15 protein-coding genes are annotated in these 13,951 nt (G+C 63.7%); all 15 read left to right on the top strand.

The window, feature by feature from the left end; genetic code table 11:
- Position 1: 1 nt before the first annotated feature.
- The 15 genes from murD to gspK all read left to right on the top strand — a co-directional run bounded on the left by murD (position 2) and on the right by gspK (position 13,942).
- Entirely contained in the window at positions 2 to 1,516 is a 1,515-nt protein-coding gene (gene murD, locus NDJ10_RS13610; RefSeq protein ID WP_296163194.1) for a UDP-N-acetylmuramoyl-L-alanine--D-glutamate ligase, read from the top strand.
- A 26-nt stretch (positions 1,517 to 1,542) separates the two neighbouring features.
- Positions 1,543 to 2,778, top strand: a complete 1,236-nt coding sequence (gene ftsW, locus NDJ10_RS13605) for a putative lipid II flippase FtsW (RefSeq protein ID WP_296163224.1) — start codon at positions 1,543 to 1,545, stop codon at positions 2,776 to 2,778.
- Positions 2,775 to 3,860 (top strand): undecaprenyldiphospho-muramoylpentapeptide beta-N-acetylglucosaminyltransferase, encoded by a 1,086-nt coding sequence (gene murG, locus NDJ10_RS13600; RefSeq protein WP_296163192.1) that lies wholly within the window; start codon positions 2,775 to 2,777, stop codon positions 3,858 to 3,860. The genes ftsW and murG overlap by 4 nt, the downstream gene beginning before the upstream one ends.
- On the top strand, positions 3,857 to 5,299 hold the full coding sequence (murC, locus tag NDJ10_RS13595) for a UDP-N-acetylmuramate--L-alanine ligase (RefSeq protein ID WP_296163191.1): 1,443 nt from the start codon (positions 3,857 to 3,859) through the stop codon (positions 5,297 to 5,299). Before murG ends, murC begins: the two co-directional genes overlap by 4 nt.
- On the top strand, positions 5,296 to 6,243 hold the full coding sequence (locus NDJ10_RS13590; protein WP_296163189.1) for a D-alanine--D-alanine ligase: 948 nt from the start codon (positions 5,296 to 5,298) through the stop codon (positions 6,241 to 6,243). Before murC ends, NDJ10_RS13590 begins: the two co-directional genes overlap by 4 nt.
- Positions 6,240 to 7,043, top strand: a complete 804-nt coding sequence (locus tag NDJ10_RS13585) for a cell division protein FtsQ/DivIB (RefSeq protein WP_296163187.1) — start codon at positions 6,240 to 6,242, stop codon at positions 7,041 to 7,043. Before NDJ10_RS13590 ends, NDJ10_RS13585 begins: the two co-directional genes overlap by 4 nt.
- Before the next feature lie 4 nt (positions 7,044 to 7,047).
- The gene (gene ftsA / locus NDJ10_RS13580) at positions 7,048 to 8,277 is read left to right on the top strand and encodes a cell division protein FtsA (RefSeq protein ID WP_296163185.1); all 1,230 of its coding nucleotides are present in this window, start codon (positions 7,048 to 7,050) and stop codon (positions 8,275 to 8,277) included.
- A gap of 141 nt (positions 8,278 to 8,418) precedes the next feature.
- Complete coding sequence (gene ftsZ, locus NDJ10_RS13575; protein ID WP_296163183.1) at positions 8,419 to 9,672, top strand: cell division protein FtsZ; 1,254 nt, start codon at positions 8,419 to 8,421, stop codon at positions 9,670 to 9,672.
- Positions 9,673 to 9,741: 69 nt separating this feature from the next.
- A complete protein-coding gene (gene lpxC, locus NDJ10_RS13570) occupies positions 9,742 to 10,665 on the top strand; it encodes a UDP-3-O-acyl-N-acetylglucosamine deacetylase (protein ID WP_296163181.1) in 924 nt (307 codons plus the stop codon).
- Positions 10,666 to 10,677: 12 nt separating this feature from the next.
- A complete protein-coding gene (locus tag NDJ10_RS13565) occupies positions 10,678 to 10,854 on the top strand; it encodes a hypothetical protein (RefSeq protein ID WP_296163179.1) in 177 nt (58 codons plus the stop codon).
- A gap of 96 nt (positions 10,855 to 10,950) precedes the next feature.
- Positions 10,951 to 11,394 carry a type II secretion system major pseudopilin GspG gene (gspG, locus tag NDJ10_RS13560; RefSeq protein WP_296163177.1) on the top strand — a complete coding sequence of 148 codons (444 nt, stop codon included), beginning with the start codon at positions 10,951 to 10,953 and terminating at the stop codon, positions 11,392 to 11,394.
- Positions 11,366 to 11,902 carry a prepilin-type N-terminal cleavage/methylation domain-containing protein gene (locus NDJ10_RS13555; protein WP_296163175.1) on the top strand — a complete coding sequence of 179 codons (537 nt, stop codon included), beginning with the start codon at positions 11,366 to 11,368 and terminating at the stop codon, positions 11,900 to 11,902. Before gspG ends, NDJ10_RS13555 begins: the two co-directional genes overlap by 29 nt.
- Complete coding sequence (gene gspI, locus NDJ10_RS13550; RefSeq protein WP_296163174.1) at positions 11,899 to 12,258, top strand: type II secretion system minor pseudopilin GspI; 360 nt, start codon at positions 11,899 to 11,901, stop codon at positions 12,256 to 12,258. Before NDJ10_RS13555 ends, gspI begins: the two co-directional genes overlap by 4 nt.
- Complete coding sequence (locus NDJ10_RS13545; protein WP_296163172.1) at positions 12,258 to 12,980, top strand: prepilin-type N-terminal cleavage/methylation domain-containing protein; 723 nt, start codon at positions 12,258 to 12,260, stop codon at positions 12,978 to 12,980. The genes gspI and NDJ10_RS13545 overlap by 1 nt, the downstream gene beginning before the upstream one ends.
- Entirely contained in the window at positions 12,977 to 13,942 is a 966-nt protein-coding gene (gene gspK / locus NDJ10_RS13540) for a type II secretion system minor pseudopilin GspK (RefSeq protein ID WP_296163169.1), read from the top strand. Before NDJ10_RS13545 ends, gspK begins: the two co-directional genes overlap by 4 nt.
- Positions 13,943 to 13,951: the final 9 nt, after the last annotated feature.

The raw sequence follows: 13,951 nt of genomic DNA, 5'->3' as shown, positions 1-13,951 counted from the left end.
CATGAACGTGCTGCAACATCACCATGTGCTGATCCTGGGCCTGGGCGCGTCCGGGCTGGCCATGGCGCGCTGGTGCGCGCGCGCTGGTGCCCAGGTGACGGTGGCCGACACGCGCAACGCGCCGCCGCAATTGGCGGTGCTGCAGCGTGACGTGCCGGCGGCACATTTTGTGACGGGGCCGCTGGATGCCGCGTTGTTGCAGGACGGCATCACGGCCGTGTTCAAAAGTCCGGGCCTGAGTCCGGCTGACATCGCGGTGCTTGCCGCAGCGGCCAAAGCCAGGGCCATTCCTGTGGCTGGTGAACTGGGCCTTTTTGGGCAAGCGCTGGCCGAACTGCGGGCCAGCCGGGACTATGTGCCCAAAGTGCTGGCCATCACCGGCACCAACGGCAAAACCACGGTGACTTCGCTTACCGGCCAGCTGGTCGAGCGGGCTGGCAAAAGCGTGGCGGTGGCAGGCAACATCGGCCCGACCCTGCTCGACACGTTGATGGCGCGGCTGGATGCCGATGCCCTGCCCGAGGTCTGGGTGCTGGAGCTGTCGAGCTTCCAGCTCGAAGGTGAGAAAAATTTTGAGCCGACCGCGGGCACGGTGCTCAACATAACGCAGGACCACCTGGACTGGCATGGCTCCATGGCCGCCTATGTGCAGGCCAAGACGGCCGTCTTTGGCAAGCAAGGATTGATGATCCTGAATCGGGAAGACGAGACGGTGATGGGGATGCTGCCCGCGCCGGTGAAAGTGAAATTGCAGAAACCCCGGCAGCGCGACCATGTCAGCTTTGGCGGCGACATGCCGCAGCGCCCTGGCGACTTCGGCATTGAGACGGTCAACGGCATGGCCTGGCTGGTGCGCGCGCTGGAGGCCGATGAAACCATCAAGCCGCGCAAGGGTGACGCGCCCGAGCTGTTCATCCAGCGCCTGATGCCCGCCGACGCGCTGCGCATTCGCGGTCGCCACAACGCCATCAACGCCTTGTCGGCGCTGGCGCTGGCCTGCGCCGCCGGTTGCGCGCTGGGCCCCATGTTGTACGGCCTGCGCGAGTACGCTGGCGAGCCGCACCGGGTGCAGCCGGTGGGCATCATCAACAGCGTCGAATTCTTTGACGACAGCAAGGGCACCAACGTCGGCGCCACGGTGGCTGCGCTGCAGGGCCTGGGTGCCGAGCGCAAGCTGGTGGTGATTCTGGGCGGCGAGGGCAAGGGCCAGGACTTCAGTCCGCTGGCTGATCCGGTACACCGTTTTTGCCGGGCCGTGGTGCTGATCGGGCGCGATGCGCCACTGATTCGCGCGGCGCTGGCGCCTGCCCAGGTGCCGATGTTCGAGGCGGTTTCGATGATGGATGCCGCAACGCAAGCGAGTGCACAGGCCCGGCCCGGCGATGCGGTGCTGATGTCGCCGGCTTGCGCCAGCTTTGACATGTTTGACAACTACGAGCACCGTGCCCGCCTGTTTGTGCAGGCGGTGGAAAACCTAGCGCTGGAAGCCGGCGTCATGCTGGAGGGCCATCTGTGAGCGCGCTTGCTGCCCGTTTTCAAGGCCTGCTGGGCTGGTTTGGCCGCGCGCGGGCCCCGTCGGGCGATGTGCTGCCGGTGCGTCTGGGCGGCTCGCGCCTGGCGTCCACGGCTACCAGCCCCTCGCGTGCCCAGGGCTTTGATCAGCCGCTGGTCTGGGTCACGGTGGCGCTGCTGCTGTGGGGTCTGGTGATGGTGTATTCGGCCTCCATCGCCATGCCGGAAAACCCGCGCTTTGCTAGATACACCCACACCTATTTTCTGGTGCGCCACGCGATGTGGCTGGTGATCGCCTTTGCGGTCGCGCTGCTGGCTTACCAGGTGCCGCTGTCGCGCTGGGAAAAAGCGGCCCGGCCCTTGTTCTTGCTGTCACTGGTGCTGTTGGTGGTGGTGCTGATTCCGCATGTGGGCAAGGTGGTTTATGGTGCACGCCGCTGGATCAGCCTGGGGCCGTTGAGTTTTCAGCCTTCCGAGCTGGCCAAGTTCACCGTGCTGCTCTATGCGGCTGATTACATGGTGCGCAAGATGGATGTCAAGGAGCGTTTTTTCCGCGCCGTGTTGCCGATGGGCGCCGCCGTGGCCGTGGTCGGTGTGCTGCTGCTGGCCGAGCCCGACATGGGCGCCTTCATGGTGATTGCCGTGATTGCCATGGGCATCCTGTTTTTGGGCGGCGTCAACGCCCGCATGTTCTTCCTGATTGCCGCGGTGCTGCTGGTCGCCTTCGGCTTGATGATCGCAGCCAGCGAATGGCGCCGCGAACGCATTTTTGCCTATCTTGACCCCTGGAGCGAGCAGAACGCGCTGGCCAAGGGTTACCAGCTCACCCATGCACTGATCGCCATTGGCCGTGGCGAAATTTTTGGTGTGGGTCTGGGTGGCAGCGTGGAAAAACTCAACTGGCTGCCCGAGGCGCATACCGACTTTTTGCTGGCGGTGATTGGCGAGGAGTTCGGCCTGATCGGCGTGGTCACCGTGATCTGCCTGTTTTTCTGGCTGGTGCGCCGGATGATGTACATCGGCCGGCAAGCTATTGCGCTGGACCGGGTGTTTGCCGGGCTGGTGGCTCAGGGCGTGGCAATCTGGGTGGGTTTTCAGGCCTTCATCAACATGGGTGTCAACCTGGGTGCCCTGCCCACCAAGGGCCTGACGCTGCCGCTCATGAGCTACGGCGGCTCGGCCATTCTCATCAACCTGGCGGCCATTGCCGTGGTGCTGCGCATTGACCAGGAAAACAGAGCGCTCATGCAGGGAGGTCGGGTATGAACGCCAAAAGCAAATGTGCATTGATCATGGCGGGCGGCACCGGAGGCCATATTTTTCCGGGCTTGGCGGTGGCGCAGGCTTTGCGTGACAAAGGTTGGCGCGTGCACTGGTTCGGTGGCACCGGTAGCGTCGGGCACCCCAGCATGGAAAGCCAGCTGGTGCCGCCTCAGGGTTTCGCCTTTGAAGCCATTGACTTTGGCGGTGTGCGCGGCAAGGGCCTGGTTACCGTGGCATTGCTGCCATTGCGACTGCTCAGGGCGTTCTGGCAAAGCATCCAGGTACTGCGACGCGTCAAGCCCGACGTGGTGCTGGGGCTGGGCGGCTACATCACGTTCCCGGGTGGCATGATGGCTGTGCTGCTGGGTAAACCGCTCGTGCTGCACGAGCAAAACTCGGTGGCCGGGCTGGCCAACAAGGTGCTGGCCAGCGTGGCCGACCGGGTGTTTACCGCATTTCCCAAGGTGTTCAAGGGTGCGCAATGGGTGGGCAATCCCTTGCGCTCGGCATTTTTGAAACAGCCTGACCCCGCGCAGCGCTTTGCCGGCCGCACCGGTCCACTGAAGCTGTTGATCGTGGGCGGCAGCCTGGGCGCCAAGGCACTCAACGACATCGTGCCGCAGGCGCTGGCCTTGCTGTCACCAGCCCAGCGTCCCGAAGTGGTTCACCAGAGCGGCGCCAAACAAATCGCGGCGCTGCGTGCCAACTATGCCGCTGCTGGTGTGGCGGCGCAGTTAACCCCCTTCATCGATGACACCGCGCAGGCCTTTGCCGAGGCCGACCTGGTGATCTGTCGTGCCGGGGCCAGCACCGTGACAGAAATTGCCGCCGTGGGTGCCGCCGCGCTGTTCGTGCCTTTCCCCTCGGCGGTGGACGACCACCAGACGGTCAATGCCCGATTTCTCGTGGACCAGGGTGCGGGCTGGCTGGTGCCTCAGGGTCAATTAACGCCGACATCGCTGGCTGAACTGCTGCAAAAGTTGGACCGCCCGATGTTGCTTGCAAAAGCTCTGGCGGCCAAAAAAATGCAAAAACTGGAAGCCACCGAAAGCATCGTGGCGGTCTGTGAGGAGCTTTCTCAATGAAACACGCCATTCAACACATCCACTTTGTCGGCATTGGCGGCGTCGGTATGTCCGGCATTGCCGAGGTGCTGTTCAACCTGGGCTACACCATCTCGGGCTCGGACCAGTCGGACAGCGCCACCCTGCAACGTCTTCATGCGCTTGGCATCCAGACCCATATCGGCCACGCCGCAGGCCATGTCAGCGGTGCCGATGCCGTGGTGATCTCCACGGCGGTGCAAGCCGACAATGCCGAGGTGATTGCCGCCCGCGCGATGCACATCCCGGTGGTGCCGCGCGCCCTCATGCTGGCCGAACTGATGCGCCTGAAGAAGGGCATTGCGATTGCCGGTACACATGGCAAAACTACCACCACCAGCCTGGTCGCCAGCGTGCTGGCCGAGGCTGGGCTGGACCCGACCTTTGTCATTGGTGGCCGCTTGAACAGTGCCGGGGCCAATGCGCGACTCGGGCAGGGCGAATACATCGTGGTGGAAGCCGACGAGTCGGATGCCTCGTTTCTGAATTTGTTGCCGGTGATGGCGGTGGTGACCAACATCGACGCCGACCACATGGAAACCTACGGCCACGACTTTGAGAACCTGAAAAAAGCCTTTGTCGACTTTTTGCACCGCATGCCGTTTTATGGTGCGGCCATCCTATGTACCGACGATGCCGCGGTGCGCGCCATTCAGCAGGAGGTGACCTGTCCTGTGACCAGTTATGGCTTTGACGAAGGCGCTGAAGTACGCGCCGTGAACGTGCGCGCGGTGGCCGGCCAGATGCACTTTACCGTGCAGCGCCGCAATGGTCTGGTACTGCCGGACCTGGACGTGGTGTTGAATTTGCCGGGCCGCCACAACGTGCTCAACGCCTTGTCTGCGATCGCGGTGGCTGTGGAACTGGGCATTGACGACGCTGCCGTGGTCCGTGCACTGGCCCAGTTCAAGGGCGTGGGGCGGCGCTTCCAGCGCTATGGTGAACTGCCCGTCAGCGCGGCCCATGGTGGCGGCAGCTTCACGCTGGTGGACGATTACGGACATCACCCGGTGGAAATGGCGGCCACGCTGGACGCAGCACGTGGTGCGTTTCCCGGACGGCGCCTGCTGCTGGCGTTCCAGCCGCATCGCTATACCCGCACGCGTGACTGTTTTGATGACTTCGTCAAGGTCATTGGGCAAGCCGATGCGGTGCTGCTGACCGAGGTCTATGCCGCCGGTGAGGCCCCCATCGTGGCAGCCGATGGCCGCAGCCTGGCGCGCGCCCTGCGTGTGGCCGGCCACATCGAGCCGGTCTTTGTCGATGACATTGCCGCCTTGCCGCAAGCCATTGTGGATGCGGTCCGTGACGGTGATGTGGTGCTGTGCATGGGCGCAGGATCAATCGGCGCCGTGCCGGCCAAAGTGGCCGCCCAACGGCAAGACCAACCCTTTGTTCCGAGTGAAAGACAGGTGGTATGAGTTCATTTGATTTGAAAACAGAAAAAGTGGCGGTGCTCATGGGGGGCACCTCTGCCGAGCGTGAGGTGTCGCTGATGTCGGGCAGCGGTGTGCTGCAGGCATTGCAAAGCCTGGGGGTGCAGGCCTTTGCGTTTGACACGGCCGAGCGTGAACTGCTTGATCTGAAAAAGGAAGGATTCACGCGCTGCTTTATTGCCCTGCATGGCCGCTTTGGTGAAGACGGCACGGTGCAGGGTGCGCTTGAACTGCTCGGCATTCCCTACACCGGTCCGGGTGTGATGGCCTCCAGCATTGCCATTGACAAGCTCATGACCAAGCAGATCTGGCGCGCAGACGGCCTGCCCACCCCGGCCTGGAAGAAGGTGGACAGCGCCGAGGCGACCCGGGCCGCGCTGGCCGAACTGGGCTGTCCCATGATCGTCAAGCCTGCGCGCGAAGGCTCCACGCTGGGCTTGTCCAAGGTCACCACCATCGACCAGTGCGAGGCCGCATTTGCGCTGGCTGCCGGCATGCATGACGAGGTGCTGTGCGAGCAGTTCATTGCCGGTGACGAGGTCACCATCGCGGTGCTGGGCAGCGGTGTGCAAGCCCGCGCGCTGCCGGTGATCCGCATCGTTGCGCCGGACGGCAACTACGACTACCAGAACAAATATTTCACCGACAGCACCCAGTACCTGGTGCCCTGTGGCCTGCCCGCAGGCGAAGAAGCCGCCATCCAGCAACTGGTGCTGAAGGCCTTCCACAGTCTGGGCTGCCGCGGCTGGGCGCGCGCTGACGTGATGATCGATGCCGATACGCGCCAACCCTATCTGCTGGAAATCAACACCTCGCCGGGCATGACCAGCCATTCGCTGGTGCCCATGGCGGCCAGGGCGGCAGGCATCGCTTACCCCGAGCTGTGCCTGCAAGTGCTGCAATCAGCCAGTCGCGACTACGCCTTATGACCAGCAACGCGCCCCTGCCGTTCGACATCAAGCTCATGAACCGGGTGGCTACCACCCTGTTTGCGCTGCTGGTGCTCATGCTGCTGGGCGCCGGGCTGGCTTATGTGCAGCAGTTGCCTCAGTTTGCCATTCGCGGGGTTACGGTGGTGGGCGATGTATCGCATTACAACGCGATCTCGCTGCGCGCCAATGTCATGCCACGCCTGAAAGGCACGTTCTTCACGCTCGACCTGCAGGCCACGCGCCAGGTCTTTGAGGCCATGCCGTGGGTGCGCCAGGCCGTGGTGCGGCGTGATTTTCCGAACCGGCTCAAGGTGCAGCTGGAAGAGCATCAGCCGGTGGCCTATTGGGGCGTGGAAGGGGACTCGCGCCTAGTCAACAGTTTCGGCGAAGTATTTGATGTCAATCTGGGCGAACTTGAGCAAGACGATTTGCCCCGACTGAATGGCCCGGAGGGGCAAAGCGCGAAGGTGCTGGCCACCTACCACACATTGCAGCCGCTGCTGACGCCGATGGACATGGCCTTGACGCAGCTTGAACTGACGCCGCGCGGCGGCTGGCGGGCACAGCTTGAGGCTGGCACCACGCTGGAGCTGGGTAGCGGCAGCACCGCTGAACTGGTGGCGCGCACCGAACGATTTTTAAAGACCGTGACACAGGCCACGGCGCACTACAACCGAAGCGTCGAACAGCTCGCTTCCGTGGATTTGCGCCATACCGACGGTTATGCCATCCGGTTGAACGGGGTGAGCACGGTTGAGGCAGATAACGTGAAAAAACTTATGCAAGTGAACAGGTGACGCAATGGCAAAAGAGTACAAGGATTTGGTCGTAGGTCTGGACATCGGTACCGCCAAGGTGATGGTGGTGGTGGCCGAGGTCATGCCGGGTGGCGAGCTCAAGCTGGCCGGCCTGGGGGTGGCGCCCAGCAATGGCCTGAAGCGCGGCGTGGTGGTCAACATCGACGCCACGGTGCAGAGCATCCAGCAGGCGCTCAAAGAGGCCGAACTGATGGCCGACTGCAAGATCCAACGCGTCTACACCGGCATCACCGGTAGCCACATCCGTGGCATGAATTCGCACGGCATGGTGGCCATCAAGGACCGCGAAGTCTCCGCCGCCGACGTGGCGCGGGTGGTTGAAACCGCCAAGGCCATCAACATCTCGACCGACCAGCGCCTGCTGCTGGTCGAGCCGCAGGAATTCATCATCGACGGCCAGGACGTGAAAGAGCCGATCGGCATGAGCGGCATCCGGCTGGAGGCCAAGGTGCACATCGTCACCGGCGCCCAGAGCGCGGCGGAAAACATCATCAAATGCGTGCGCCGCTGCGGCCTGGAGGTCGAGCAGCTCATGCTCAACCCGCTGGCCAGCAGCCTGTCGGTGCTGACCGAGGACGAGCGCGAACTGGGGGTGGCGCTGGTGGACATTGGCGCTGGCACCACCGACCTGGCCATTTTTACCAACGGCGCCATTCGTCATACCGCAGTGATCCCGATTGCCGGCGACCTGATCACCAGCGACATCGCCATGGCCTTGCGCACGCCGACCAAGGATGCCGAAGAAATCAAGGTGGAAAACGGCTACGCCAAGCAGCTGCTGGCCGACCCCGAGGCGCAGGTGGAGGTGCCCGGCCTGGGTGACCGCGGCCCGCGCATGCTGAGCCGCCAGGCGTTGGCCGGCGTGATCGAGCCGCGCGTTGAGGAAATCTTCTCGCTGGTGCACCAGGTCATGCGCGATTCGGGCTTTGAGGAAATGCTGTCCAGCGGCATCGTGCTCACCGGTGGCAGTTGCGTCATGCCCGGCATGGTCGAACTGGGTGAAGACATCTTTTTGAAGCCGGTGCGCCGCGGCCTGCCCAAATACACCGGGGTGCTGTCCGACATGGTGGCGCAGCCGCGCGCCGCCACCGTCATGGGTCTGCTCGAAGAAGCACGCCTGGCGCGCTTGCGCGGCATCAAGGTGGGGCAGAAAAACGGCTCCATGAAAACAGCGTTCGGCTCTGTCAAAGACTGGTTTGTGGGGAACTTCTGACCATGAAAACCATTCTGTGGCGCAGCCGCGCCAGCCCCAAACGACGATGGCGGTGCATGGACCCGCCAGTCGCATCCGCGAACGCATTACAGCAAGTTATGTCCAGTTATTTTTTATTCATTGAAACCCAAGGAGAGCACCATGCCCATTGAACTTATCGACGAAGAAGGCTTTAACCAAGGCACCCAGATCAAGGTGATCGGCGTCGGCGGTGGCGGCGGCAACGCGGTCGCGCACATGATTGCCAGCGCGGTCCAGGGTGTGGAATTCATCTGCGCCAACACGGATTCGCAGGCGCTTAGCACCAGCGACGCCCACCTCATCATCCAGCTCGGCAGCACCGGTCTGGGCGCTGGCAGCAAGCCCGACAAGGCGCGTGAAGCGGCCGAATTGGCCATTGAGCACATCCGCGAAGCCATCGACGGTGCCCACATGCTGTTCATCACCGCCGGCATGGGCGGCGGCACCGGCACCGGCGCAGCCCCCGTGATTGCCCGCATTGCGCGTGAAATGGGGATTTTGACCGTGGGTGTGGTGACCAAACCGTTCGAGTTTGAAGGCAAGCGCCGCATGGACAACGCCGAGAGCGGCCTGACCGAGCTCGAAGCCAATGTCGATTCGCTGATTGTGGTGCTGAACGAAAAACTGCTCGACGTGCTGGGCGACGACGCCACCCAGGACGAGGCCTTTGCCCACGCCAACGACGTGCTCAAAAACGCCGTTGGCGGCATCGCCGAAATCATCAACGTGCCCGGCCATGTGAACGTCGACTTTGAAGACGTGCGCACCGTGATGGGCGAACCCGGCAAAGCCATGATGGGCACCGCCGTGGCGGCCGGCCCGGACCGTGCCCGCATCGCCGCCGAGCAGGCTGTGGCCTGCCCGCTGCTCGAAGGCATTGACCTGTCCGGCGCCAAAGGTGTGCTGGTGCTGATCTCGGCCGCCAAAGGCAGCCTGAAACTGTCCGAGTCCAAAGTGGCCATGAACACCATCCGCGACTACGCCTCGCAGGACGCGCATGTGATCTATGGCACCGCCTATGACGACAACCTGGGTGACCATATTCGCGTCACGGTGGTGGCCACCGGCCTGAGCCGCCAGGCGCAGCGCCCGAAACTGGTGGTGACACAAACCCAGCCCGAGATGGGACTGCGCACCGGCACCCACGACGTGCCGTTCAACATCCCGACCCTGAACACGCCGCTGGGCATGGGCCAGGTGAACAACTCGATGGCGACCAGCAACGCGGGGCGCAACCAGACCGACTACGGCTCCATGGCCACCCCCAGCGTCTGGCGCAACCGCACCTCGGCCGCGGCCAAGGTCGACGCGCTGAGCAGCGGTGGTATGGATGACTTCGAGATCCCGGCGTTTTTGCGCAAGCAGGCGGATTAAAGGCTGCCACCTGAGGTCATCTTGCAGGTGGCCTGGCGCCATGGCGGCCGGGAAAAGTAAAATCAAGTCGTGCTGAAACAACGAACCCTCAAAACCTTGACGCGCGCCGTGGGCATGGGGCTGCACAGCGGCCAGCGGGTGGAAATCACCTTGCGCCCGGCGCCGCCTGACAGCGGCATTGTGTTCCGTCGTGTGGACCTGCCCGAGCCGGTGGATATTCCGGTGTCGGCGCTGGCTGTCACCGACACCCGCATGGCGTCCACCATTTCCACCGGCAATGCCAAGGTGCACACGGTCGAGCACCTGATGTCGGCTTGTGCCGGTCTGGGTGTGGACAATCTTTATGTGGACATCACCGCCGAAGAAGTGCCGATCCTGGATGGCTCGGCGGCATCGTTTGTGTTTTTGTTGCAAAGCGCCGGCATTGAATTGCAAAACGCGCCGAAACGCTTCGTTCGCCTGCTGTCGCCGGTGGAAGTGCGCCAGGGCGAGGGTGACAACGTCAAGTGGGCGCGGCTCGAGCCCTACCATGGTTACCGGCTCAGTTTCGAGATCGACTTCAGCCATCCGGCGGTGGACGCCACCGGCCAGCGTGTGCTGTTTGACATGAGCACCGGCTCGTATTCCAAAGACATTGCCCGCGCCCGCACCTTTGGCTTTACCAAAGACGTGGAGATGATGCGCGCCAATGGCCTGGCCCTGGGTGGCGGTCTGGACAACGCCATCGTGATGGACGACTACAAGGTGCTCAATGCCGGTGGCCTGCGTTATGACGACGAGTTTGTCAAACACAAAATCCTCGATGCCATGGGCGATCTGTACCTGCTGGGCAAACCGCTGCTGGCCAGCTACAGCGCGTTTCGATCTGGCCATGCGCTCAACAACCTGCTGTTGCGCGAGTTGCTGAACCACCGCGAGGCCTGGGATGTGGTGACGTTCGAGAACGAAAAGCTGGCGCCGACCGGCTTTGCCCAACTGGCGCGCGCCTGGTAGGAGCGGCTGACCATGCTGCTGTTTCGCTGGCTGGTTTTGTTGATGCTGTTGGGCGCCCTGGTGTCCTTTGCGTTTTATGCCGCCACTGGGGATCCGCGTTTCAAACGTTATGGCTGGCTGGTGCTGAAATGGGCCTTGCTGTCGGCGTTTGGCTTTTTTGCCGTGCTGATTCTGGAGCGGGTGGTGTGAACCCGGTGTGCGATCAGGCCCACAGCCCGCGTTTTTTCTGGCTAAATTTGTCTTAACGCAGCTTGCACGTCATTTTTAAATGGCAACATCGGCCCCATGAACAAAAAATCGTCCCTGTTTTTGCGCAGCCTCCAGCGCGGCTTTACCCTGATTGAGTTGATGGTGGTGTTGCTCATCATTGGTGTGCTTGCGGCCCTGATCGTGCCCAATGTGCTTGACCGCGCCGACGATGCGCGCGTCACCGCCGCCAAAACCGATGTCGCCAACCTGATGCAGGCCCTCAAACTTTACCGCCTCGACAACCAGCGCTACCCCAGCGCCGAGCAGGGCTTGCAGGCGCTGTTGGTCAAACCCACCACGACCCCGGTCCCCGCCAACTGGAAAAACTACCTTGACAAGCTGCCGCAAGACCCCTGGGGGCAGTCTTATGTTTATCTGAACCCGGGTATCAAGGGTGAAGTCGATGTGATGTCGTATGGCGCCGATGGCCAGTCAGGTGGCGAAGGCCGCAATGCAGATATCGGCAGCTGGCAGCCCTGAGTTGCCACGCCGTCGCCCCCGACCTGCGCCCGGCTTTACTTTGCTGGAGTTGCTGGTGGTGCTGGCGATTGTGGCCATGGCCTCTGTCGGCGTAGGTTTTGCCATGCGTGACGGCACCCAAACCCAACTGGAGCGTGAAGCGCTGCGCCTGTCGGCCTTGTTCGAGTCGGCGCGCGCGCGCGCGCAGGTCAGTGGTGTGCCCGTGCGCTGGCGGGTGACAACGCAGGGATTCCAGTTTGAGGGGCTGCCGCTGTCCGAGCTGCCAGAGGACGATTTGCCGCAAGCCTGGCTGGATGCGGACACCTCGGCCAGTGTGGATAGGCCCGTCATGGCGGGCGCAGCGCGGCAATCCCTGGTGCCAGTCGAGTCCGGCACCGTCTTATTGGGCCCCGATCCCATCATTGAGCCGCAGGGTGTGACGCTGTACTCACGTAGCGAGCCCGCCAAAAGTGTGCGGCTGGCGACCGACGGCGTGCGGCCGTTCTCGGCACAGGCGGGGGTACCGTGAGTCGTTTGGCCCGTGGCTTCACCCTGGTCGAAGTGCTGGTGGCGCTGGCCATTGTGGCCATTGCCCTGATGGCGGGTCTGCAGGCCACAGCAGCGCTGACCCAGCATGCGCAGCGCCAGTCGGACATGGTGCTGGCGCAGTTGTGCGCTGAAAACGAGCTGGTCAGGATCCGCCTGCTCAAACAGATGCCCGATGTCGGCGACAGCACGGTGGCTTGCGAGCAGGCCGGGCGCAGCCTGACGGTGGCGCTGGGGGTGCGCCCCACGCCCAACCCCAATTTCAGGCGCGTTGACGCCCGGGTGCTGGACGGCGAGACGCCGATCTGGCGCCTGACCACCGTGGTGGGGCGCTACTGATGCGGCGCGCCACGGGTTGCCGGGGCTTCACCCTGATTGAATTGTTGGTCGCGATCAGCCTGATGGCCTTGATGACGGTGTTGAGCTGGCGCGGCCTGGACGGTGTCAGCCGCGCGCAAACCCGCTTGCAACAGCAGTCCGATGACGTGCTGGCGCTGCAGGCCACGCTGGCGCAATGGGGTGCCGACCTGGAGGCCATGGCCGAGCAGCCCGATACCCCCAGCCTGGACTGGGACGGCCGGGCGCTGCGCATCGTTCGGCGCAGCAGTGCGGGGCCGGGTGAAGGCTTGCGCGTGGTGGCTTGGGCCCGGCGCAGCGAGGCCGGCCAGGGCCTGTGGCTGCGCTGGCAGTCGCCGCCCTTGCTGACGCGTAGCGAACTGGCGCTGGCCTGGCAAAAAGCGCAGGTCTGGGCGCAAACGCCCAGTGACGACGACCTGGTGCGCGAGGTGCGCACGGTGGCGCTCGACCAGTGGCAGATTTTTTATTACCGCGGCAACGCCTGGAGCAACCCGCTGTCCAGCGCCGACAGTGCGACCGCCGTCGGTGCGGCCAGTGGCGCGAGCGCCGCCGCTGAAGCGCCCGTGCCGCCGCCCACCGCCACGGGCGTCCTGGCCGCGGTGCCCGATGGGGTGCGGCTGGTGTTGACCCTGGCACCTGGCCAGGCCATCCATGGCACGCTGACGCGCGACTGGGTGCGCGGCGCGATGGGGGGCGGCAAATGAGGGCGCAACGCGGTGCGGCCATTCTGACCGCCATGCTCACCGTGGTGCTGGTGGCGACGCTGGCGTCCGCCATGCTGTGGCAGCAATGGCGCGCCATCGAGGTCGAATCAGCCCAGCGCACCCGCGTGCAGGCGACCTGGATCCTGTCCGGTGCCCTCGATTGGGCGCGTTTGATTTTGCGTGAAGACGCGCGCCAGGGTGGCCCCGACTACCTGTCCGAGCCCTGGGCGGTGGCGCTGGCGCCGGCGCGCCTGACCACTTTTTTGGCTGCCGAACGTGGCGAGGCGCTGGTCGGTGATGATGCCGATGGCGTGCAGGATGCTTTTCTGGCCGGCAACATGCAGGACCTGCAGGCGCGCCTGAATGTGAGCAACCTGATGGACAACGGCAAACTGCATGAGCCCAGTCTGGCGGCCTGGGCGCGCTTATTCAAACAATTGAACCTGCCTGAGGCCGAGTTGCTGACCTTGTCGCAGCAGCTGCTGCTGGCGTATGCCCCGGGTACCGACAAGGAGGCTGCGGCGCGCGCCCCCTTGCGTCCGCAGGTGGTTGCTGATCTGGTCTGGCTGGGCTTGTCGCCAGCCACCCTGCAGGTCTTGCAACCGTTTGTGACGCTGCTGCCGGCGCGCACCCCGGTCAATCTCAATACGGCAACGCCAGAGGTGCTGATGGCCTGCATTCCCAGGCTGGCCATGGCACAGGCGCGGTCCCTGGAGGCCGCACGCGACATCCAACACCTGACTACCCTGACCGATGCGGAGAAACGCGTCGGTGATGCCGGGATCAAACTGGATGCCGGGCTGCATGCCGTGTCCAGCCGTTTTTTCAGCGTGACCGGGCAGCTCCGGGTGGGTCAGGCCACGCTGCAGGAAACCTCGGTGCTGCAACGCGATGGCATGGAGGTAAAAATCCTGAGCCGCACGCGTGAAGTCGTCCAGGGGCGCTCGCCACTCTTACAATGATCCGAAACT

The organism is Rhodoferax sp., from assembly GCF_023700745.1.
In the GTDB taxonomy this organism is placed as follows: domain Bacteria; phylum Pseudomonadota; class Gammaproteobacteria; order Burkholderiales; family Burkholderiaceae_C; genus Rhodoferax.
Note: the sequence above shows the minus strand (reverse complement) of the source record. Positions and strands in the feature narration are given on the sequence as shown.